The sequence below is a fragment of the Paenibacillus andongensis genome (assembly GCF_025369935.1).
GTDB classification, from domain to species: Bacteria; Bacillota; Bacilli; order Paenibacillales; family NBRC-103111; genus Paenibacillus_E; species Paenibacillus_E andongensis.
In genome coordinates, this window is the sequence record NZ_CP104467.1 from 3,988,890 (window position 1) to 4,008,427 (window position 19,538).

The following is a 19,538-nucleotide window of genomic DNA, read 5'->3' on the forward strand; positions in this document are numbered from 1 at the left end:
ATTTATTCCTTATCACCTGCTATTTAATTGAAAGCAAAAATCCACAGATGCGATGATTTATTATCATCCTTTAAGAAGACTTCCATTAAATAGCGTCCTTATTGTTCTAATAAAGAGAACGGCCAAAACAATGTTTAGCAAAGCTAGAATGACTGCGGAGATGGCAATTAATAGCCAAGAATGCACGAACATAGCGTATATCAATGCTGCATTGCTGAGAGCAGCCATTGGAAAGCTAACACCCCACCAGGAAGCACCAAACGGGATGGATTTTTTAAATACTTTGAAGAATAATACAATGAACAGGAACAAACCAAAATAAAACAGGATGGAAGCAAACTGATCAATTCGTTGCTCAAAGTTTACGTAGCCTAGAAAACCAACCTCAAAAGGTGCGATCATAATAATCATGGACGGCGTTAATCTTGCATGCAATGGATCATGATGAATCAATCGAGATAAGATCATGGTGAGAAAAACTAAAGCAACAATTCCACCAATCGCTAGAGATAACAGATTAATTTCATGTGCCCATGGGAAAGGCATGCTTCCTCCGGCAACTGTAATATCCATAGTCCCTACTCCAGGAATAAGCCAAGCTGGAACTGCATGAGCTGGATCAATGTTGCCATTCAAAAGACGTGTAACGACAACATAACTAAGCGCCAATGTGGTTACTGTACCGATTATCCAAATTACTTGGCCAGATACTTTACTATAGGATCCAATTACAGAGGATAGTAATAAAATAGCAATTGTGATCGTACCGAAAAAATTCCCTGAGATGGGATGCATAAATTCATCTTTGACTTTATGTGGATATAGAATGCATTTTGAAATATAACCTATGCTTAAAGCGACAAACATTAGGACTCCAATAATTCCAATAATATCAGCGATTATGAGTGGAGTTCCGAGCAGTTTACTTGCTTGTCTCCAAGCCAACGATAAGCCCGAAATACCCATAACCGACGCGAATAGATTGACAGGTAAGAATTGAATAGAACCGATATTTTTTTGTTTCTGCACGATAGTTAGGGTCTGCATGTATGGTCACTACTTTCTATATTAAGTAATTATTATATAATCTAAAATATCAAAACTGAATACAGGCTTCAGGGGCTGGTGACACAATGAAGGTTGATTTTTTACGAGAGTAGTGTCTATCTCCCACTTTAACCTCGGTTTCATCATAAGCTTCGATAATGCCTCCCCCAACCATTCTCCCATCCTTCATGACCGTTACATAGTTGCTGAAAAAGATTGCATTATCTAACTCGTTATCGTATTGAAGTGTTTTCATAGTATCTCTACCTTCTTTTCATAATATTGTTAGTTTCTAAATTGGCGGTATGCTGCAGAAATACACATTAAAAATCCTGTTGTAATAAAGACCCCAATAGGAAAACCCCAACTCCCCCAAGCTGGATAAATAAGTGGCATTAATGAGACTCCAAACGCCACAGGAACTGGAGTTTTAAAGAAATTACATAGAAATAGTGTAATCAAAACATTTATAACACCCACCCATATGATTGAGCCGTCCAACATGTGATACACACCCACTGAAAGAATAGCCGTTATCGTCAATACAGCCAGACGCGATGGAATCAATTTCCAAGGAAACTTTTCAGAATGAAAAATCTCGAAAATGAGTGCAAAAACAGGCGGAACCACTAACACTTCAAGTCTTGTCGTAAAGGCCAACCAAATCCAAAGACATAAAACAATGCCTATGATAATCGTATCTGTTTTCTTTCGAAAATTCGCCGGACCATTAGGCAACTTTTCAGGATTTCTCACTTTAAAAGCCGCCAACATAATGACAAACGTAAAGATACCAGTTGAGATCGCAAAAACATAATCATGAAGACCTAAAAAGATGGGAAGCAACCCTGCAGGAATCGTTGGTCCAAAATTAACACGAAATATATGCATTAGAATGACAATAATTACAAAGCCTAACCAAATTTTCAGCAGAGGCGTTAGCGATAAAACATTCAAAGAAGTACCCATGAATGCAGCTAACGTTGGGGAAAGCCATAAGTGGACCGGCTTCTTTATCCAATTCGGAACCGAAAATACCATAACTCCCATTGCCATACCAGCAATTTCAGGGAAAAGGACATCTTTTTGACCTGTAACTACAGCAACTACAAGCATCAAAATTACTAAAATGTAAGCCGAAAAAAAACTTTTCGATTTTAGATTATGCCAAATCATTTCGAATACTCTCCTTATTATGTCCACTTCATTATTTATGACTATAATGAACTGTATCCTCTATTTTTTGAGATTCAGTTCAACTAATAGGCAGGCTTGTTCAAAAACTTTTAAGTTTCAATCTTTCTTTATTTTCCGTTGACGAATGGATTTTATACGCTTGATAGCCGTGTACTTTGGACTTTTCACTAATGAATTTACTTGTTTACACCATTCTCAAAATCTTGAAAAGATTTTGCATAACTCCTCCATCTTTCGGGAACCTTGGCAATGTCCTTGCAATAAACAGCCTGTAAATAACTAGACAGATTTGTTACTTTCTCTTGTACAAGAACCTCGTGGATCTCGGAAGGTTTTGAAGGCACATCATTTTTTTGAACATTCTCAAACTGGTCTAGTGCCAAAAACATTTCAATACTTTTTTTATAAGAGCAACGTGACGGGAAACGAGGCGAGCTCCCAGAGTCGTACTTAGACAATTCTACTCTGTCGTAGAAATTATAAAGTAACGGATGTGCTTCCAATTGAAGGATCGCAAAATCTTCATACGGCTCTCTTCTTGAATAAATCTCTAGCATTTTCCGACATTCTCTCTGCGTTGGCCAGAAAAATACATGCTGATCAAGATAATTATAAAATTGTAGTTGAGTTATTTTAGGATCCATAACTTGATCTGCAATTCGTAGATGAGCGTTTGCTACAAAAACATTTCCGTGAAAAGACACTTCTCGACTCACTATCCGTCTTTCATTTGATAATGCAGGATCAACCTTAACACATGAATACAAAGCATCGAGATGCGCAATTGATGGCATGTTTCGGGCTCTGGTAAAATGAAATAAAGACTTCCTTTTTGAACTCTTTGTTATTTTTTGGATAATTGAATCGTTCATACGAGGATACCTCTTGTAGATCTGTATTTTGCTCAATCAATTCATTACAGGAATAGGTAGAATATCATCTGCGACTACTCCACGAGTCATTGCAGTTAGACCTGTTCTAGTTAATTCCAAGATGCCGTAGGGTCTCACCAGCTTTATTAATGAATCAATTTTATTCTGATCACCTATAATTTCAATAATCAGACTATCCAATGCGATGTCCACTATAGAAGCTCGGAAGGATTCAACAATACTAAAAATAGCCGGTTTCACTTTAGCTGCTGCATTTACCTTGATAAGCCCAAGCTCGCGGTCTATAATCGGAAACGCAGTTAATTCAATAATTTGAATAACATCAATTAGCTTGTTAAGCTGCTTATGCACTTGTTCCAGCATTTTATCGTCTCCAGATGTCACGATGATCATGCGGGACAACTCTGGTTCCTCTGATTGCCCTACAGTTATGCTGTCAATATTGAAACCGCGGCGTCCAAATAATCCTGCAACCCTCTGCAAAACCCCCGGGTGGTTGTTAACAAGAACAGATAGCGTCTGACGTTTCATCTTTCATCCCCCATAAGCATTTCATCTATCGTGGAACCCGGCATAACCATTGGATAAACATTCTCTTGCTGGCTGACAACAAAATCGATAACTACAGGCCCTTGTATTTCCAAGGCTTTATCCCACACCTTTCGAGCCTCTTCTTTATTTGTTGCCCTGAGACCTACAACACCATAAGCTTCTGCCAGTTTTACGAAATCTGGACTACCAGAGAGTTCCATATGACTAAAGCGATTATCGTAAATGATTTCTTGCCATTGCCGTATCATGCCAAGAACCTGATTATTTAAAATGACGATTTTCAAGGGAATGTTATGGATTGCACAAATCGCTAGCTCTTGTGCACACATTTGAATCCCGCCGTCTCCATTGATGGACACCACAAGTCGGTCACCTAGCCCTACCTGTGCTCCGATCGCCGAAGGTAAACCAAAGCCCATCGTTCCAAGTCCACCCGAGGTAATTAACGAACGCGGATTCTTAAATTTATAAAACTGAGCTGCCCACATTTGATGTTGGCCCACGTCTGTAGTGATGACCGCCTCACCATTGGTTGTTTCGCTGATCATCTCTATAACGAATTGTGGCTTTAAAGTTATATCCGAATCCGTGTAATGAAGAGGATATCTTTTTTTGTTTTCTTGAATTTCTTTCAACCACAGCTCTGAATTTGCTGGTTTTGCAAGAAGGTTAGCTCGTTGAAGCACAGATTTCACATCACCAATACAAGGGATCGCTGTTTGAACGATTTTAGCAATTTCTGCTGGATCGATATCAATATGCGCGATTGTTTTCGCCCTAGGGGCAAAACCGCTGGCTTTCATCGTTACTCTGTCGTCAAACCGTGCTCCAATACTGATGAGAAGATCGCAATTTTGTAAGGCTTTGTTTGCTGTATATGTGCCATGCATCCCAGGCATGCCCATCCATAATTCATGTGCACTTGGAAATGCGCCTAAACCAAGCAAAGTCGTTGTAACTGGTATCCGGGTTTTATCTACAAATTCAAGTAACTCCTTGGAAGCATCCGAATAAATAACGCCCCCTCCTGCCAGAATAACAGGACGTTCGGCTTCTTTGATAGCCATAATTATTTTTTCGATTTGTGTTAAATTGGGTTGAATGTCTGGGTGATATCCCCGAATCTTAGGTTCATCTACAGGATATTGAAAGATCATCGTTTGACTCGATATATCCTTTGGGATGTCAATCAGCACTGGCCCCTTTCGTCCGGTCGAAGCAATATAAAATGCTTCATGAATGATCTTTGGTAACTCATTAACATCACGTACTAAATAATTGTGCTTTGAGATAGGCATCGTGATCCCGGTGATATCTGCTTCCTGAAATGCATCGCTACCGAGTAAGGCTCTCGACACATTTCCGGTAATCACAACTAAAGGAACAGAGTCCATATTCGCTGTGGCAATACCTGTAACTAAATTAGTTGCTCCAGGTCCTGATGTTGCAAAGCAAACCCCAACTTTTCCTGTAGCCCGCGCATATCCATCTGCAGCGTGAATAGCCCCCTGCTCATGTCGAGCTAAAATATGTTTAAATTCTGGAATCTCTTGAATAGCGTCGTAAATATTTAAGATACTTCCTCCTGGAATCCCAAAAACACTATCCACACCTTCAATTAGCAGGCTTCTTAAAAGTGCTTCTGATCCAGTTACCATATCACTCTGCTTAAATCTATTAAGCCATTCATCCTTAGAATACTGTCCCTCAATCTCTTTCATTATTTCCCCTCCCGATTTCCCAAAGCTAAAACTACTTATATTCTAATGCGTTGTAATTTAAAATTAGTTAATTTAAAGCAAGTTTCTTGTTTGCTTGTTGGTTATGTTATCATGAAGTTAGCTATTCATGTTATGAAATGATTCAATAACCGTTATTTCGAAATTAGATAACTAAGGAGACGACTTCATAATGATTGAGTTGTTAGAAGGAAGATTTTTCAAGACTTTCATTGCAGTAATGGAGGAAAAAAGCTTTAATCGTGCGTCAGAAAAATTGGGATATGTCCAATCAACAGTTACAAATCATATTCAATTATTGGAACGAGCATGTGGTCAAAAACTATTTCACCGTTTATCAAAAGGAGTAAAACCAACTGAAGCTGGCCTAAAACTTGCTAAATTTGCCCATCAGTTTGTACATTTAGGGCTGTCTTTAGAAAAAGCTATGGATGAATCGAATCAACTAAAAGGAACTATTCACCTAAGCATGCATGAATCTTTTTTTGTGACGAGAATGTTTTCGCTTATAGAACAGTTTCAGTATGATTATCCGAAGGTTAAGTTTAAGTTAGAAACTGGCTATCACCAGGATGTTATTGACGATGTTTTGCAGCATGTCGTTGATTTTGGATTTGTTCCGCGAAATCCCCAACGAGATGACCTTTACTTTTTCCCCATGTTACAAGAAGAGTTAATTTTTATCGCCTCTGATGAGTTGACGAGAAAAGTTGAAGTGGATGGTCTGAAAGTGTTAAACGGTGAATCCGTTCTCAGCTTTGGTAACAGTTGTTTGTACTACACTCATGCTGTCAAAGTATTAGTGGAGGCTGGAGTAGAAGCTAGTAGTGCTATTCAATATCCAAGCATTGAAATGATCAAAAAAGCTGTAAAATGCGGCATAGGTTTCGCATTAATTCCTAAAGTAGCAGCGGAAAAAGAATTGAATGATGGGGAAGTCAGATCGTTGTCTTTAAGCACAAGGATTTTCTCCACCCATGGAATGATTGTAAATAAAGACAGGGCACTAAACTTTCCAGCTCAAATGTTCAAAGCATTCGTATTGGATACATACTCCATGCCGGACGATATGGATTGAAATTGTGCTTCGAAAACCTTCTCAGGAGTACAACTTCTTTGAAAATAAAACAACCAACGTTGACATCTTCCAAGCCAAAGTTGGTTGTTTTCATTTACTCATTTTTTCGGCTCTTCGCTATTCATTATTATTCCTGCAATTATTTCATCTTCTCGGCAAGCTTCTTGCGATATTCCAAGGCAGGCAGTCCACCCCAACCCCAATTATCGGTGTCAACTTCTTCAATAACAACGAAAGTAGATTCTAACGGTTTATTCAAAACATTGAGCAAAACCTCGCTGATCCCTTTAATAAGCGCGGCCTTCTCTTCAGCTGTGATTGACAGACGATCTGGTGTGGTGCCTTCACGGGTTACTTGGATATTTACGATCGGCATAGATATTCTCCCCATTCCTATTAAAATTTGATCTCTAACTTGCTATTAGCTTTGCCCGATTTACTAGGTTTACTTAGTTCCAGCGTTTTGCCCACCATCAACATAGAGGATCTCACCTGTAACAAAGTTGGCAGAATCCAAGTAAAGGACGGCATCGACGATATCCTGAGATTCGCCCATGCGTCCCATAGGATGTAAACTAGCTAGTGCCTCATGTGTTTCAACAGCATGCATAGGTGTTTTGATGACTCCCGGCGAAACGGCGTTCACGCGAATACCGCTCGACGCATACTCAATTGCCAATGATTTTGTAGCCGACTTTAGACCGCCCTTCGTCAATGAGGCAAGTACAGAAGGAACGTTCACTGACGGTTGATCAACCAGACTTGTCGTAATATTTACAATGTGTCCTGACCCTTGTTTCAGCATTTCAGTCACCGCACGTTGGGTAACGTGGAAGAAGCCAACGACATTCGTGGATAAATACGTTACAAAATCCTCTTCGGTATACTCTGTAAATGGTTTAGACATAAAGATACCTGCATTATTAACTAGCGTATCAATGCGTCCGAAGTGAACCAGCCCTTCTTCAATTAAGCGCTGCGCGACCTTAGGATCGGCGATATTACCAGCTACGAAACGCACTTTTCTTCCTGTAGGATCGATTTCTTTGGCAACCTCAGCCAATGCCTCTTCGCGGCGCCCATTAATGACAACATTCGCTCCCCGATTCACCATCTCAATCGCCATTGCTTTCCCTAGACCGCTGCTTCCACCAGTAATCACTACTACTTTTCCTTGTATAGTCATTGGTTATTCTCCTTTATGATTTTCTAGATGTTGATCGTTTCAAGTGGGTTTACATTTGTTCAAACAATTTAACAAAGTCAGCAGGTGATTGCAGCCCAGATAAGCTAATTTCTTCATTAATAACAAAGAATGGAACCCCTCTGACACCGAGTTTTTGCGCGCTTCGTTGTCCTAGTTCTACTTTTTCTAGCCCTTCACCTTGAGTAAGCCGCTCCTTTAGATCCGCGGCGTCACTAACCCCGATGGATGATCCTATTTTCACAAGTTCATCCACATCCCCGATATTTACACCCTCTTCAAAATAAGCCGTATATATTTTCTCTATCAATTGCACTTTTAGGTGCTCAGGGGTCATTGATATTAACTGATGAGATAACGTTGTATTAGGCGTATATTTGACGATATCCATATTATATTTAAGACCAAAGTGTTTCCCGTTTTCGTTATATTGCTTCTTCCTTGCTTCGAATTGAGGAACTCCGCCTAAGCGGCCAATCATCACCTGCCGATAATCTTCTCCCTCCGTATGAATTCCAGGGTTAATCTGAAAGGCATTCCAACGTACGGTTGCCTTTTTACCTGCTGGCAATTGCTTCAGAGCGGTCAACAGACTAGTCGTTCCCATACGGCACCAAGGGCAACTAGTATCCATATAAACGTCAATCAACAATTCATTCATTTACTTACCACCTCAGCTGACCGCACAGTTTTAATATGATTTACAAAATCGATACTACTTTGAGTTAATCTTTCATCCGTCACGTCAGAAGTATCGTTTAGAACGAAGTGAGGCAGATATATGGCACTAATAAAGCGAGTGAGCGCTTGAATTGGTCGTAAAATTTCTTCCATTGTAAAACGGTTGGATCCGTTTGCTTGATAAGACTCTTCTGTACCATAAGCCGAAATCGCAACGCCGATTTCCTTACCAACTGTTTTAGTAGCTTCTGGTCCATATGCCCAATTGTATAGCAAGACGGAGTCAAACCACTTTTTCAGTAATGGCGGTGTGCTGTACCAATATAACGGGTATTGAAAAATAATCCGATCGTGCGCCTCGATCAACTGCTGCTCTCTAGCAACATCGATATTTTCGTCTGGGTACTCTTTGTATAATTCATGGATCGTGATATCGTCATGCTTTTGCAGCTCGTTTACCCATGATTTGTTCCAATTGGATGCCTCGATGTTCGGGTGAGTTACGATAACTAAAATTTTCATTTTTATTTGCTCCTATTCATAATAGATTTATTTGTTTTCGAAAAATGGGACATCTTTCATAAAAATACTTTCTTGTTTCTTAACTAACGGTCCATTAAGTTCTGATAGTCGTCTTACTTCCATCCATTCAGGGTCGTTGCGGAATCTATCATAGTTCAGGTTACGTTCCTCCATGGAGGCATGTTCGACAATATAATAGAGACGGTTACTTGATTCATCTAAATCTTCCCAAAAAAGCGTTATTTTCATATGATGTTTGTTAAATAATTGAATAACATGATCCCTGAATCTATCTAAAATAACCTTCATCTTGCCAGGATTAATATCATAAATCCGCAGTTCATATATCATCCTTTACGTCTCCTAGTAGAAAGTGTTTTTTCATTCATCCATTCAATTTACCTATTAAAAGGTAGGCGCGTATTAAAAAAAAGACTGGCCTTCTTTTTAGGTTAGGCCGGCAATTAATCCTTCAGCAATCACTTCGAACCTACTTTTATCCCGAAAGCTTCTTGCAAGCAATTGCGCTCCTTGAAGAGAAGCCAAAAATTTATGGGCTTGCACATCCGCAGCACCTTCAAATTTGATATGCCCTTCTCGACGCCCCTGATTCAATACTCGTTCCAACCATGTTAAGTTAGCGGTTAAAAACTGTGATAACCTGACACGAACTTTCTCTGATAAAGTAGGCAATTCAGTAGAAAGCATGACACTCAAACACGTGCAGTAATCCTGAACAGGGCCATCGAATATTAAGATGAATTTGCGCAGTTTCTCTAAGTTGTTCTGTGCTTCGACGTCGATTTGAGCAATTGCAGTCAAAGATTGTTTGTGATAACGTGCTATCAACGCTTCTCCTAAATCCTCTTTGTTAGGGAAATGGTAATGAATGCTGGCCGTGCGTATCCCGACTATTTCTGCAATATGTGCATAGCTGAATCCGTTAAATCCGACTTCTTGCACGATGATCTGAGCAGTATCTAAAATAATCTCTGCAGTATTCTTATGAATGCTCATTACACATTCTACCTTTTAGTAGATAGAGTGTCATCTCCTTTCTTTCTCTGATATTCAACCGCCCACTCATCATACTATGATCGCGTCATCATGCATAATACAGAATCGTGATACTGAATATCTCAATTTCAGATATCTGAGTGTACAGCGCATAGGTGAATGCCACACTGCGAATCATATTCATGATGGATATATGAAAAAAAGCACCCTGAGGATTGCTTCTTCATTAATTCGTTTTGAATGAGATGTTTCAAATATCAGCAGTGACCCGTTATAGATCCGTTCGCTGGCCAGCATCTTGAACCAATCAACATCTTACAAGGGAGCTTTTTAATATTAGGAATGCTGCCGTTAGCGTGAAAGCGGCAGCCGATCGTCATGACCGGCTGCCTGCTAGATCTTGTTATGAAGCTATCGTTGCCCGTTGAATGGACAATCTGGTTCCAAATTTTTATCTGTTTATCGGGAGTTCCTATTCGAAAAGAACATATATGGTTCTTTTGTGTAGTGGAAATGAGTTATTGCTTGTTGAAAGCCGGACTCTCATTATTTTGAATATCGTCATTAGAGGTAAGCGAGACAGCATATTCTGCAGGAAATAAGCGTCCCATGGGAAATGCTCCGTAATTCCCAATCAGACGATATCATACGATGCGGCTCGATCCGGTTAAAATAAGTACGACTCCGCCAATTTTAGGCATTATGGCAAGCTAGGTCGTTATACCAAAAGCAAAGTGCAGCTGGCCGGACGGTTCTAACGGAACTTCGAATGATGGTCATCACGAAAACGGGGCCAATCATGGTGAGCGAAGCCAATAAATGCAAAACGAGCAGTAATCCAAACAAACCCATTATCCCCCTTCTTCTCAGCGCACTGAAATATTGCTTTGATAAGCTAGACCGACCCTTTTTCTTTTAAACGCTCCTCCGAGCTCAATATGGTCCAACATACATATGGCGACATCGTCATAAGCAACATTTAGCTCTTGAAGTCGGCTGAACAAATGACCGGCTATTTCTGCCTCGGAATAGTCCTTGATCGTCTCCGGAATCGGAACGGGCAAGATTTCCGTTGTTACATGCAGATGAACCGGATCTGGATGCTCTCTTGAATCAATCATTGTTCCCGGACACATAATGGACCAATCGAGCCCAGTCTGTTGTAGCCTTTCGAAATTCCGGTTGTGATTTCTAAACTCAGGTGGGAAACCGGGTAAATTGTTGCCGATAAGCTCAGTATGTGGAATATCCAGCAGGCCGGCTCCTCCCATTATCCATACCCGCCCAGAGAAACTAGGTTGCAATTCACATTGGCTTATAATGTTATCGACGATACGAACAAACTCTTCTCCCTGGCCCGCATGGCCAGCTGCGATAATAGCGGCGTCTTGATGCGCGAGCGCCTCACCGACGCTCACTGGGTCCATCATATCGTCCACGATCACCTTCACATGCTTTGCGGAATGCTCACCTAGTTGATCATAAAGCTTCTCAGGATTTCGCACAAATGCGGTCATTTCATGCCCCATTTTTATCCCTTGTACCAACACTCTTCTCCCTGTATTCCCCGTCGCTCCAAAAACAATAATTTTCATTGTTCTTTCCTCCTCTTTAATGGACCCCAATATTTGGTTAACTCAAGCTTAGCATCGCTTCAAAATTATGTTAAGAACCCACTTTAAAGTAGGGTACTTACTTAAAAGTAAGCATGACAGAAAGGGATACCATAACTATACGCGGAGGCCGGGCGGACAGGGGAATTCTAAAGACAGATTGGCGACAATTCTACACGATAAGGAGTTTTTATTAAAATCATTAGCTTCCATTTGCCACCTAAAACAACAAAAAAGCCGCGATTTTCGCGGCCTTTAACGAGATAATGTTCTTGTCACCCGACAACAAGCTCAGAGAATCAACGAATCAGAGATTCTTGTATGACAGATTCAGTCATAACAATATTTCAATGTACCCTTCTGTTCCATTCACGCGAATTCGTTGCCCGTCTTTGATCAGTCTGGTAGCATTTTCCACTCCAACAACTGCTGGCAAGCCATATTCACGCGCGATAACGGCTCCATGGGTCATCAGTCCGCCAACTTCGGTGACTAGACCTTTTATGGATACAAATAATGGTGTCCAGCCAGGGTCAGTAAAGGAGGTGACTAATATATCTCCATCTTCCAGATGCGCATTTTCCATGTTTAAAATGACACGCGCTCTTCCTTCTATCACTCCGGAAGAAACAGGTAGACCTACAATCGCATTAGCCGGCAAATTTTCTCGTTTGTACTCACCTGCAATGATTTCACCATCAGATGTAATTACACGTGGGGGCGTCAGTTTTTCAAAAAATTTGTAATCCTCCTTTCGTTTCTTGATGATTTGATCATCAAGTTGGTTTGTGCGTACGACTTCATGAAGTTCTTCAAAAGTGAGATAAAATATATCTTCTTTTTCATGAATAACGCTAGCTTTTACAAGTAGTTCGGCTTCTTTAAGTAAAGCCTGCTTATAAACGAAGTAGCGATTTATCCAGCCATATTTTGGGTATTCACGGTAACCGATAAAATTCCGGATTAGGCTGATCATTCGTTTTGTCTCGTTTGCTTTATGTTCACCATCCGGCAATTGCTTCAATCGAGCTAATAACTCTTGTTCTTTTTCCAAAGCTTCCTGACGCCCTTGTTCAAATTTCCGAATGCCAGCATTAGGCTCAAATTGTTTGATGTTACCCAGAATCATAGGGACAAGTGTAATTGGTTTTTCACTCCAACGAGTTTTCGAAATGTCGATTTCTCCAGCGCATCGCATTCCGTATTTATTGAGAAAGGCATAGATTGCGTCCCTAATTTCCTGTCCACCATCCAATTTTACCAGTTCATCCAAAAAGTTCTCATCTTTTATATGCTGTAAATAATCAATGACTTCTGGATAAGGGCGAATCACGTCTGCAACTTCCATTAGCGCCAGACCCATTTCCGAAGTAATATTGTTAGGTACAGATTGAGAGAGCGTATCTGCTGCGTTTTTTTCACCTAACCACTCGTTCATCTTATCATTGATCCATGTTGAAGCATTGATGGCAGACATAAAAACAGCCGTACTTCGTGGGTCAAATAAGATCTTCTTTAATTGCTGGATATCTTCCAGAATAAAATCAAACAAATCCGATCCCGATTTCGCTTGGATTTTTTGTTTTAACTCTTCTATCGATGTTTGACTACTCTTAATCAAATCAGTAACGATTGTCGGATCGTTCTCGAATTGTGCCAGCATATCTGTATTACTTCTGCCCGGAATCGGTGCTGTTTGATCATTTGGTACCAATTTAATAAAATCTCGCTCTATTATGGTCATGAGTGCGCCTTTTATGAGCGGATCGTATCCCACGGTATTTAATAAAGTTTCCCGGTTGACAGGTGTAGCCAGCCTAGGTGCAACATCAATAAACAACCTCCCACCGGCTTTACGCATAGGTGCGGGAGTAATTAACAGGTAAAAAGACAATCCCAATGGTTTTATGGGATCGGTCATCATTTGTTGATGACCAACTGATAGATAGACGTGATTTTCTTGATCATTTGCTTCAGGGATAGGGTATAAAGTCGTGATCGGCCGGCTCTGGACAATAAAAAATGTATCTTTATCCAAACACCATTCGATATCTTGCGGGCAACCAAAATAAGCTTCGATCTGTCTTCCGATGTGTGCTAATTGTAAAATTTGTTCTTCACTAAGTGTTTGAGTCTTTTGCTGATCAGGATCGATCTGCTTTGTCTCTGTTCCGCCTTCTTTCCGTCCATAGATAGCCAATTTTTTGGTTGCGATCCTCTTCTCGACGATTTCCTCTTCCCGCACTTTATAACAATCGGCAGATACCAAGCCGGAGACCAGAGCTTCTCCGAGTCCAAAACTGGCATCGATGGATAACAACTTTCGATTAGAAGTAATGGGATCAGCGGTAAATAAAATCCCCGAAGCCTGTGGGAAAACCATCTTTTGAACGATAACAGATAAATAAACTTGCCTGTGATCGAATCCATTCTGCATACGGTAGATTACCGCGCGCTCTGTGAACAGTGAAGCCCAACATTTGCTTATATGCTGCAAGATCGCATTTTTGCCGATGATATTTAAATAGGTATCATGCTGACCGGCAAAAGAAGCATGCGGCAAATCTTCAGCAGTCGCGCTAGAACGCACTGCATAAGCATGTTCCTCACCAAATTGGGAGAGATAGTGAGTAACTGCTTTCACAACATCGGATGGAATTTCTACTTCCGTAATGATTTGTCGAATCTTCCTGCTGATTTCACCAATTTGGTCTCGATCCACTACTTTTAGCATGGTTAGTCGATTGAGCAAAACATGATACGTTTCGTTTTGCTCGATGGCTTTTTGGTACCCCACTGTTGTAACACAAAATCCTTCCGGTACTTGTATCCCTCGAATTTTAGATAACTCCCCTAAATTTAACCCTTTTCCGCCAACGAGCCAAAGCTGCGTTTTTTCCATTTCCTGAAAATCGAGAACCAAAGTACTCATTCAACATCTCTCCTCACCATTAAATTCAGAAAAACAATTGACAAGAGCTTACCGGCATGGTACAATTAAAGTGTAACATGAAATTACTGTGCACATATGACTTAAGATACTCGTGATCTGATTATAACATCGTGTTTGTTTAAGTGCAATATATAAAGAACCTGGACAGCTGTCCAGGTTCTTTTCTGGTTTCCCGTTAACATCTGATGTTCCTATATTAACCGTTACTTCAAAGAAAAAGGGAGCAACTGCCGGCCGCGGCGATCTTCTCCCTGGTTATTCCATCCCGATATCCCCTTTTACTTTTTTTTATCCTTAAACTTTTTCAAGGTGTTGTAACCTTCTTGGTCAACAGATTCTTGATAGATGTCAGCGTAAGTTTTTGAATCTTTGATTAGATCATCGCAGAAAGCCGCTACGTCACTGCCCGTCACTTCGAGCACGCCTTTCCCCAAGGCCGCGCCCTCTTCAAAAAGATCGATAATCCCCGAGAGCAAACCCGTCCCGTCGGTTAACTCAACAGGACCGACCTTAAAGAAATATTTTTGAATCTCTTTATATACAATCTGATAATCTTGCGGGAGCGCTTTGACACGCGCCACATGCGCTCGCCATTCTTTTTTGCCTTCGATGATATCTTTTATTCTCATTTTATCCTCCTATTTACCTAATTTTTTAGCGATATTTTTGTTGAGTTGCTCGCGCCACTTGTCGCGAAAAGACTTTGCCCCTTCTTCGCCGGCTAACGCTGAACAGAAGCCTTTGATATCGTCCCCCAGAACCTCTTGAACACGCTGACCGTCCGCCGCCGTTTCTTCGAGCAGGCCAAGTACACCGTCAAGAATTGGCATGAGGTTGCGACCGGTGAAATCTGAGCGCGGCCAAAGATTGGCATTAATTTTTTCCCATGCAGCTTGATAATCAGCCGGCAGCTTTTTGGCTCGCGATTCAAAAGATTTCATTTGTTTCGTCATGTCACTGCCGGTGATTTTTTCCCAAAAATTCATTATTTTTTCTCCTTTAACTCGTTAATTTTTGATGATACGAACTCCCATTTTTCCCAGAACCTCCGCAGCTCCTCGCGCCCCGCGTCGTTGATCGCGAAAAACTTTCGCGGCGGTCCCATGTCAGAGGGCTTCTTGGTGATCTCCACCAACTTATTTTTTTCAAGTCGGATCAGGATGGTGTATACCGTTCCCTCCACAACATCTGAGAAACCGAGGGCGTTCAGCCGTCGTGTGATTTCGTAGCCATAGGTTTCATTGCGGCTTATAATTTCAAGGACGCAGCCTTCAAGCACGCCTTTGAGCATTTCCGTTAGGTTTTCCAGCACAATCACTCCTTGCTATTCTGTATGACCGGTATGAAGTATTACTTACTACAACTATAAAGTATCACGCAGTAGGGTTTTTGTCAATAGCGTTTGCTCCGACACGGATTTTACATTTTCACTATCCTGACCGATATGTGAGCGAGAGTTTGCCCTGTTTTTTCAAATCAGCTTAGGGGCAAAAAAATAATCCGAAATATAACTATTTTCTAATAAGGATTGCAGTTTGGAGAAATACTTTTTAGGAATAAGACAGGAGGTGAACAATAAAATGAGCAGAACTAAAGACAATAACAACCCAAAGCATACCACGTCATCAAATAAAACTGGCGAACAAAAGAAATCGAAGTAAAGCTGTTACGTACCCGGTCAAATACTTTCAAAGAATCAACAAACCCGGTTTACTTGTCCGGGTTCTTTTTTTGGGGGAAATATAACAACAAGTCATTCCTGATATTGGAGTTAGAAAGTGATGGTAATTGCTTATTTCTGCCCGTCCCTCTGTTCCTTCATAAACAGAATAATTCCATAATAATAATCCAGTGCCGCAACGCCTTTGATTATGTCTCAGAACCTGACCTTGGATCTTGCCAAGATCCGGAAGCCTACAATGTAGGTGGTTTTGTTCACAGGACTACAACGTAGGGAAATTTGTGCATTTTTCTCTTACACAAATTTCTCTAAATAAAAAAATAAAAGCTTGATTTCTCAAGCTTTTTCGCGAAGGTTTATGTAGACACTTATAACTATTGTTTATTAATATTGAAAACTAATTGCCGGGTAGTCGGATGCCGCGCCAGCCGCTTACATCGCATTGGCCAAATCCATTATCACCCACAGCAACCACCGTGCCGTCCGATTTAAGACCGACGGTATGGGCACAACCCGCCGCAATCGCCACAATATCGCGCCAATCACTTACATTACATTGGCCATACTCATTCCAACCCACAGCCGCCACAGTACCGTCTGATTTCAGGCCAATGGTATGATTACTACCCACCGCTATCGCCACAATACCTCGCCAGCCGCTTACATCACATTGGCCATGGTTATTCAAACCCACAGCCGTCACCGTACCGTCCGATTTAAGACCGATTGTATGAAGATAACCCGCCGCAACCGCCACAATATCGCACCAGCCGCTTACATTGCATTGGCTATACCGATTATTACCCACAGCCGTCACCGTGCCGTCCAATTTAAGACCGATGGTATGCCAGTCACCCGCCGCGACCGCCACAATATCATGCCAGCCGCTTACATTGCATTCACCTTCATGATTTCGGCCCACAGCAACCACCGTGCCATCCGATTTAAGCCCAATGGTACGACGCCAACCCGCCGCAACCGCTACAATATCGCACCAGTCGTTTACATCGCATTGGTCATGCTTATTCCAACCCACAGCTGCCACAGTACTGTCAGATTTAAGACCAATTGTATGAGCATTACCTGTGTTCGTCGCCATATGAACATTACCAGCCGCGACCGACACAATATCGCGCCAGCCGCTTACATCACATTGGCCATATTTATTATCACCCACAGCCATCACCATTCCGTCAGATTTAATCCCAACGGTATGACGACGACCCGCCGATATAGTATCTTTAGTCCAGCGTTTCACCTTTAACGACGCCTGTCCGAGCCAATCACCTTCAATGTTCACTTGATTATCACCTTCTATTTTTGATTACATATTTCACTAATCTGCCCGTTCAATAAGAAGGACGCTCCCGCGCCTTCGCTTGGGCTACGTCCTCTCATTATATTCCATTTTCAATTTAAAAGTTCTCCCGTCCCTCACCTGCGAAAAATCATTGTAAATCAAAACTGACTTTCCACGATGCTTTTTCAGGAGAATCGCTATGTGCCTTTGTCGATAAACTGGTAAGTCTCCGACAGTATATTTTCGTGAACCTTCTCATTCGAAATGAACAGGTTCACAAAATCATCTACAACCTCAACTTCAACCTCAATCATCATTGCCCTCATCCTCCAAAAAAGGTTTAGTTTGTCAGTTCTACAATCTTTGTTGCGATATTCTTGCAAAACTCGCCGTCATGCTCCACGAACAGAATGGTTGGGGTATGCTCAAGCAGCAGCTCTTCGATTTGCATACGCGAAATGACGTCAATAAAGTTAAGCGGTTCGTCCCAAATATGCACATGTACTTGCTCGCTCAGGCTTTTAGCGATCAGCACCTTTTTCTTCTGGCCGCCGCTAAACGACAACATATCCTTTTCAAACTGGGTTCTGGAGAAATCAAGTTTTCTCAGAATCGATTTAAACAAACTTTCGTCAATTCCATGCTCCCTAGCATAGTCCGACAAATTTCCACGAAGGTGGGAAGTATCCTGCGATACGTACGATATTCGAAGCTGGCTATCCTTCCGCAAGCTTCCGGTGTAGCTTAGCCTCTCATCACATATCAGCTTGATAATCGAGGATTTTCCCGAACCGTTCGGGCCCATTAGGGCAATGCGTTCGCCTGGTTCAATCGTAAAGTTTACATTCTCGCAAACCTGTCTTTCCCCATAATAAATCGAGACCGCATCCAGCTCCACGAGTTGAGGCTTATGATAAGAGAGTTGCGTAATCTCCAGGTTTTCTGAGCTTTCAATATTTTTCAGAAGCTTGGATTTCTCATCGATGGCCGATTGCTGCCTTTGTTCAATCGATTTCGAGCGCTTCATCATTTTGGCGGCTTTGTGGCCTACATAGCCTTTGTCGATTTTGGAGCCGGAATTTCTTGTGCCGTTTTTGCTTTTTTCTACGGCATGCGCCCAATTCCCCGTACGTCTGGCCGAATCGGACAACCGTTTGATGTCCTTACGGAGTTTTTCGTCAGTCGCAAGTTCGAACTGATCCTGCCTTCGCTTATTTTCCCACCAGCTCGAAAAATTGCCTTTCTGTATCTCAATATTGGTTTTGTTGATGGAGAGAATGTGATCGACGCAATGATCGAGAAACGCTCTATCATGAGATACAAGAATGAACCCGCTCTTTGATCTCAAATATTGGCTGACAAGCTTCCTTGCATCCATATCTAGGTGGTTTGTCGGCTCGTCAATGAGCAGGAAGTTGTTCTCCTTAATGAACAAGGTCGCTAGCAGCACCTTGGTCTGTTCGCCGTTGGATAACGAATTGAAAGGGCGGTACAAAACGTCCTCGGACATTTTTAGTAACGAAAACTCCCGAATTAATTGCCAATGCTCATAGTCCGGGAAAATATCTTCAATTACTTCATACGTAAGACTTTCCTTGCTTACCACATGGAATGGAAAATATTCAAATCCGGCCTGCGACGAAATGTGGCCACTGTATTCATGTTTGCCGAGCAATAGTTGGAGAAACGTCGTTTTCCCCCGGCCATTTCTCCCTGTAAAGCCCAATTTCCAGTCAGTATCCATCTGAAAACTGACGTTTTCAAAGATGTTGTCGTAGCTACCTTCATAGGCAAACGTCAGGTTTGATACGTTAATAGTAGACATTCCGATTTCCTCCTTTATCGTAAAAAAAATAAGCTGCAAGAAAGTTACCTTTCCTGCAGCTCAAAAAAATACGACAAATTCAACCCGGGCCAGGGTATGAAAAAGGATATATTTTGAGTGAAAAGAATAAGGTAACTTTCTTGCCAATCAAGAATAAAACAAGCATTGTTCTATTCTTAGAAAAAGGGCAAGAAATATTACATTATCCTCTTCAACTCCAATCGTTAAATGTAGCG

Annotated in this window: 21 protein-coding genes; 1 reads left to right on the forward strand and 20 read right to left on the reverse strand. The window is 41.4% G+C overall.

The window, feature by feature from the left end:
• Positions 1 to 63 precede the first annotated feature (63 nt).
• The 6 genes from NYR53_RS17855 to ilvB all read right to left on the reverse strand — a co-directional run bounded on the left by NYR53_RS17855 (position 64) and on the right by ilvB (position 5,410).
• Positions 64 to 1,029: an SLAC1 anion channel family protein gene (locus tag NYR53_RS17855; RefSeq protein ID WP_261300605.1), complete on the reverse strand. Its 966-nt coding sequence runs from the start codon at positions 1,027 to 1,029 to the stop codon at positions 64 to 66.
• A gap of 67 nt (positions 1,030 to 1,096) precedes the next feature.
• A complete protein-coding gene (locus NYR53_RS17860) occupies positions 1,097 to 1,303 on the reverse strand; it encodes a hypothetical protein (RefSeq protein WP_261300606.1) in 207 nt (68 codons plus the stop codon).
• 29 nt (positions 1,304 to 1,332) lie between these two features.
• Positions 1,333 to 2,223 (reverse strand): hypothetical protein, encoded by an 891-nt coding sequence (locus NYR53_RS17865; protein ID WP_261300607.1) that lies wholly within the window; start codon positions 2,221 to 2,223, stop codon positions 1,333 to 1,335.
• Between the two features lie 197 nt (positions 2,224 to 2,420).
• Positions 2,421 to 3,116: a DUF7002 family protein gene (locus tag NYR53_RS17870; protein WP_261300608.1), complete on the reverse strand. Its 696-nt coding sequence runs from the start codon at positions 3,114 to 3,116 to the stop codon at positions 2,421 to 2,423.
• A gap of 36 nt (positions 3,117 to 3,152) precedes the next feature.
• Positions 3,153 to 3,668, reverse strand: coding sequence for an acetolactate synthase small subunit (gene ilvN / locus NYR53_RS17875; protein ID WP_261300609.1), 516 nt, complete (start codon positions 3,666 to 3,668; stop codon positions 3,153 to 3,155).
• Positions 3,665 to 5,410, reverse strand: coding sequence for a biosynthetic-type acetolactate synthase large subunit (ilvB, locus tag NYR53_RS17880; RefSeq protein ID WP_261300610.1), 1,746 nt, complete (start codon positions 5,408 to 5,410; stop codon positions 3,665 to 3,667). The genes ilvN and ilvB overlap by 4 nt, the downstream gene beginning before the upstream one ends.
• 190 nt (positions 5,411 to 5,600) lie before the next feature.
• Between ilvB and NYR53_RS17885 the strand changes: the two genes are divergently transcribed.
• Complete coding sequence (locus NYR53_RS17885) at positions 5,601 to 6,506, forward strand: LysR family transcriptional regulator (RefSeq protein WP_261300611.1); 906 nt, start codon at positions 5,601 to 5,603, stop codon at positions 6,504 to 6,506.
• 139 nt (positions 6,507 to 6,645) lie between these two features.
• Here the strand turns inward: NYR53_RS17885 and NYR53_RS17890 are convergent, their stop codons facing one another.
• The 14 genes from NYR53_RS17890 to NYR53_RS17955 all read right to left on the reverse strand — a co-directional run bounded on the left by NYR53_RS17890 (position 6,646) and on the right by NYR53_RS17955 (position 19,302).
• A complete protein-coding gene (locus NYR53_RS17890) occupies positions 6,646 to 6,882 on the reverse strand; it encodes a tautomerase family protein (RefSeq protein WP_261300612.1) in 237 nt (78 codons plus the stop codon).
• A gap of 69 nt (positions 6,883 to 6,951) precedes the next feature.
• Positions 6,952 to 7,692, reverse strand: coding sequence for an SDR family NAD(P)-dependent oxidoreductase (locus NYR53_RS17895; protein WP_261300613.1), 741 nt, complete (start codon positions 7,690 to 7,692; stop codon positions 6,952 to 6,954).
• A gap of 49 nt (positions 7,693 to 7,741) precedes the next feature.
• Complete coding sequence (locus NYR53_RS17900; protein ID WP_261300614.1) at positions 7,742 to 8,371, reverse strand: DsbA family oxidoreductase; 630 nt, start codon at positions 8,369 to 8,371, stop codon at positions 7,742 to 7,744.
• Positions 8,368 to 8,913: an NAD(P)H-dependent oxidoreductase gene (locus tag NYR53_RS17905; protein WP_261300615.1), complete on the reverse strand. Its 546-nt coding sequence runs from the start codon at positions 8,911 to 8,913 to the stop codon at positions 8,368 to 8,370. The genes NYR53_RS17900 and NYR53_RS17905 overlap by 4 nt, the downstream gene beginning before the upstream one ends.
• Positions 8,914 to 8,940: 27 nt before the next feature.
• On the reverse strand, positions 8,941 to 9,264 hold the full coding sequence (locus tag NYR53_RS17910) for an NIPSNAP family protein (RefSeq protein ID WP_261300616.1): 324 nt from the start codon (positions 9,262 to 9,264) through the stop codon (positions 8,941 to 8,943).
• A gap of 96 nt (positions 9,265 to 9,360) precedes the next feature.
• Positions 9,361 to 9,930 carry a TetR/AcrR family transcriptional regulator gene (locus NYR53_RS17915; RefSeq protein WP_261300617.1) on the reverse strand — a complete coding sequence of 190 codons (570 nt, stop codon included), beginning with the start codon at positions 9,928 to 9,930 and terminating at the stop codon, positions 9,361 to 9,363.
• A gap of 693 nt (positions 9,931 to 10,623) precedes the next feature.
• Positions 10,624 to 10,776: a hypothetical protein gene (locus NYR53_RS17920; RefSeq protein WP_261306619.1), complete on the reverse strand. Its 153-nt coding sequence runs from the start codon at positions 10,774 to 10,776 to the stop codon at positions 10,624 to 10,626.
• 20 nt (positions 10,777 to 10,796) lie between these two features.
• The gene (locus NYR53_RS17925) at positions 10,797 to 11,525 is read right to left on the reverse strand and encodes an NAD(P)-dependent oxidoreductase (protein WP_261300618.1); all 729 of its coding nucleotides are present in this window, start codon (positions 11,523 to 11,525) and stop codon (positions 10,797 to 10,799) included.
• A 352-nt stretch (positions 11,526 to 11,877) separates the two neighbouring features.
• On the reverse strand, positions 11,878 to 14,475 hold the full coding sequence (gene ppsA / locus NYR53_RS17930; protein ID WP_261300619.1) for a phosphoenolpyruvate synthase: 2,598 nt from the start codon (positions 14,473 to 14,475) through the stop codon (positions 11,878 to 11,880).
• A gap of 299 nt (positions 14,476 to 14,774) precedes the next feature.
• Positions 14,775 to 15,125, reverse strand: a complete 351-nt coding sequence (locus NYR53_RS17935; protein ID WP_261300620.1) for a DUF1048 domain-containing protein — start codon at positions 15,123 to 15,125, stop codon at positions 14,775 to 14,777.
• Positions 15,126 to 15,134: 9 nt separating this feature from the next.
• Positions 15,135 to 15,482 (reverse strand): DUF1048 domain-containing protein, encoded by a 348-nt coding sequence (locus NYR53_RS17940; protein ID WP_261300621.1) that lies wholly within the window; start codon positions 15,480 to 15,482, stop codon positions 15,135 to 15,137.
• On the reverse strand, positions 15,482 to 15,787 hold the full coding sequence (locus NYR53_RS17945) for a PadR family transcriptional regulator (protein ID WP_290429011.1): 306 nt from the start codon (positions 15,785 to 15,787) through the stop codon (positions 15,482 to 15,484). Before NYR53_RS17945 ends, NYR53_RS17940 begins: the two co-directional genes overlap by 1 nt.
• 787 nt (positions 15,788 to 16,574) lie before the next feature.
• Entirely contained in the window at positions 16,575 to 17,471 is an 897-nt protein-coding gene (locus NYR53_RS17950) for an RCC1 domain-containing protein (protein WP_261306417.1), read from the reverse strand.
• A 346-nt stretch (positions 17,472 to 17,817) separates the two neighbouring features.
• Entirely contained in the window at positions 17,818 to 19,302 is a 1,485-nt protein-coding gene (locus NYR53_RS17955) for an Lsa family ABC-F type ribosomal protection protein (protein ID WP_261300622.1), read from the reverse strand.
• Positions 19,303 to 19,538 lie beyond the last annotated feature (236 nt).

Coding starts and splice junctions, on each gene's coding strand:
- NYR53_RS17860 (WP_261300606.1), bottom strand. CDS start 1,303: ATGAAAACACTTCAATACGATAACGAGTTAGATAATGCAATCTTTTTC.
- NYR53_RS17865 (WP_261300607.1), bottom strand. CDS start 2,223: ATGATTTGGCATAATCTAAAATCGAAAAGTTTTTTTTCGGCTTACATT.
- NYR53_RS17870 (WP_261300608.1), bottom strand. CDS start 3,116: ATGAACGATTCAATTATCCAAAAAATAACAAAGAGTTCAAAAAGGAAG.
- ilvN (WP_261300609.1), bottom strand. CDS start 3,668: ATGAAACGTCAGACGCTATCTGTTCTTGTTAACAACCACCCGGGGGTT.
- ilvB (WP_261300610.1), bottom strand. CDS start 5,410: ATGAAAGAGATTGAGGGACAGTATTCTAAGGATGAATGGCTTAATAGA.
- NYR53_RS17885 (WP_261300611.1), top strand. CDS start 5,601: ATGATTGAGTTGTTAGAAGGAAGATTTTTCAAGACTTTCATTGCAGTA.
- NYR53_RS17890 (WP_261300612.1), bottom strand. CDS start 6,882: ATGCCGATCGTAAATATCCAAGTAACCCGTGAAGGCACCACACCAGAT.
- NYR53_RS17895 (WP_261300613.1), bottom strand. CDS start 7,692: ATGACTATACAAGGAAAAGTAGTAGTGATTACTGGTGGAAGCAGCGGT.
- NYR53_RS17900 (WP_261300614.1), bottom strand. CDS start 8,371: ATGAATGAATTGTTGATTGACGTTTATATGGATACTAGTTGCCCTTGG.
- NYR53_RS17905 (WP_261300615.1), bottom strand. CDS start 8,913: ATGAAAATTTTAGTTATCGTAACTCACCCGAACATCGAGGCATCCAAT.
- NYR53_RS17910 (WP_261300616.1), bottom strand. CDS start 9,264: ATGATATATGAACTGCGGATTTATGATATTAATCCTGGCAAGATGAAG.
- NYR53_RS17915 (WP_261300617.1), bottom strand. CDS start 9,930: ATGAGCATTCATAAGAATACTGCAGAGATTATTTTAGATACTGCTCAG.
- NYR53_RS17925 (WP_261300618.1), bottom strand. CDS start 11,525: ATGAAAATTATTGTTTTTGGAGCGACGGGGAATACAGGGAGAAGAGTG.
- ppsA (WP_261300619.1), bottom strand. CDS start 14,475: ATGAGTACTTTGGTTCTCGATTTTCAGGAAATGGAAAAAACGCAGCTT.
- NYR53_RS17935 (WP_261300620.1), bottom strand. CDS start 15,125: ATGAGAATAAAAGATATCATCGAAGGCAAAAAAGAATGGCGAGCGCAT.
- NYR53_RS17940 (WP_261300621.1), bottom strand. CDS start 15,482: ATGAATTTTTGGGAAAAAATCACCGGCAGTGACATGACGAAACAAATG.
- NYR53_RS17945 (WP_290429011.1), bottom strand. CDS start 15,787: ATGCTCAAAGGCGTGCTTGAAGGCTGCGTCCTTGAAATTATAAGCCGC.
- NYR53_RS17955 (WP_261300622.1), bottom strand. CDS start 19,302: ATGTCTACTATTAACGTATCAAACCTGACGTTTGCCTATGAAGGTAGC.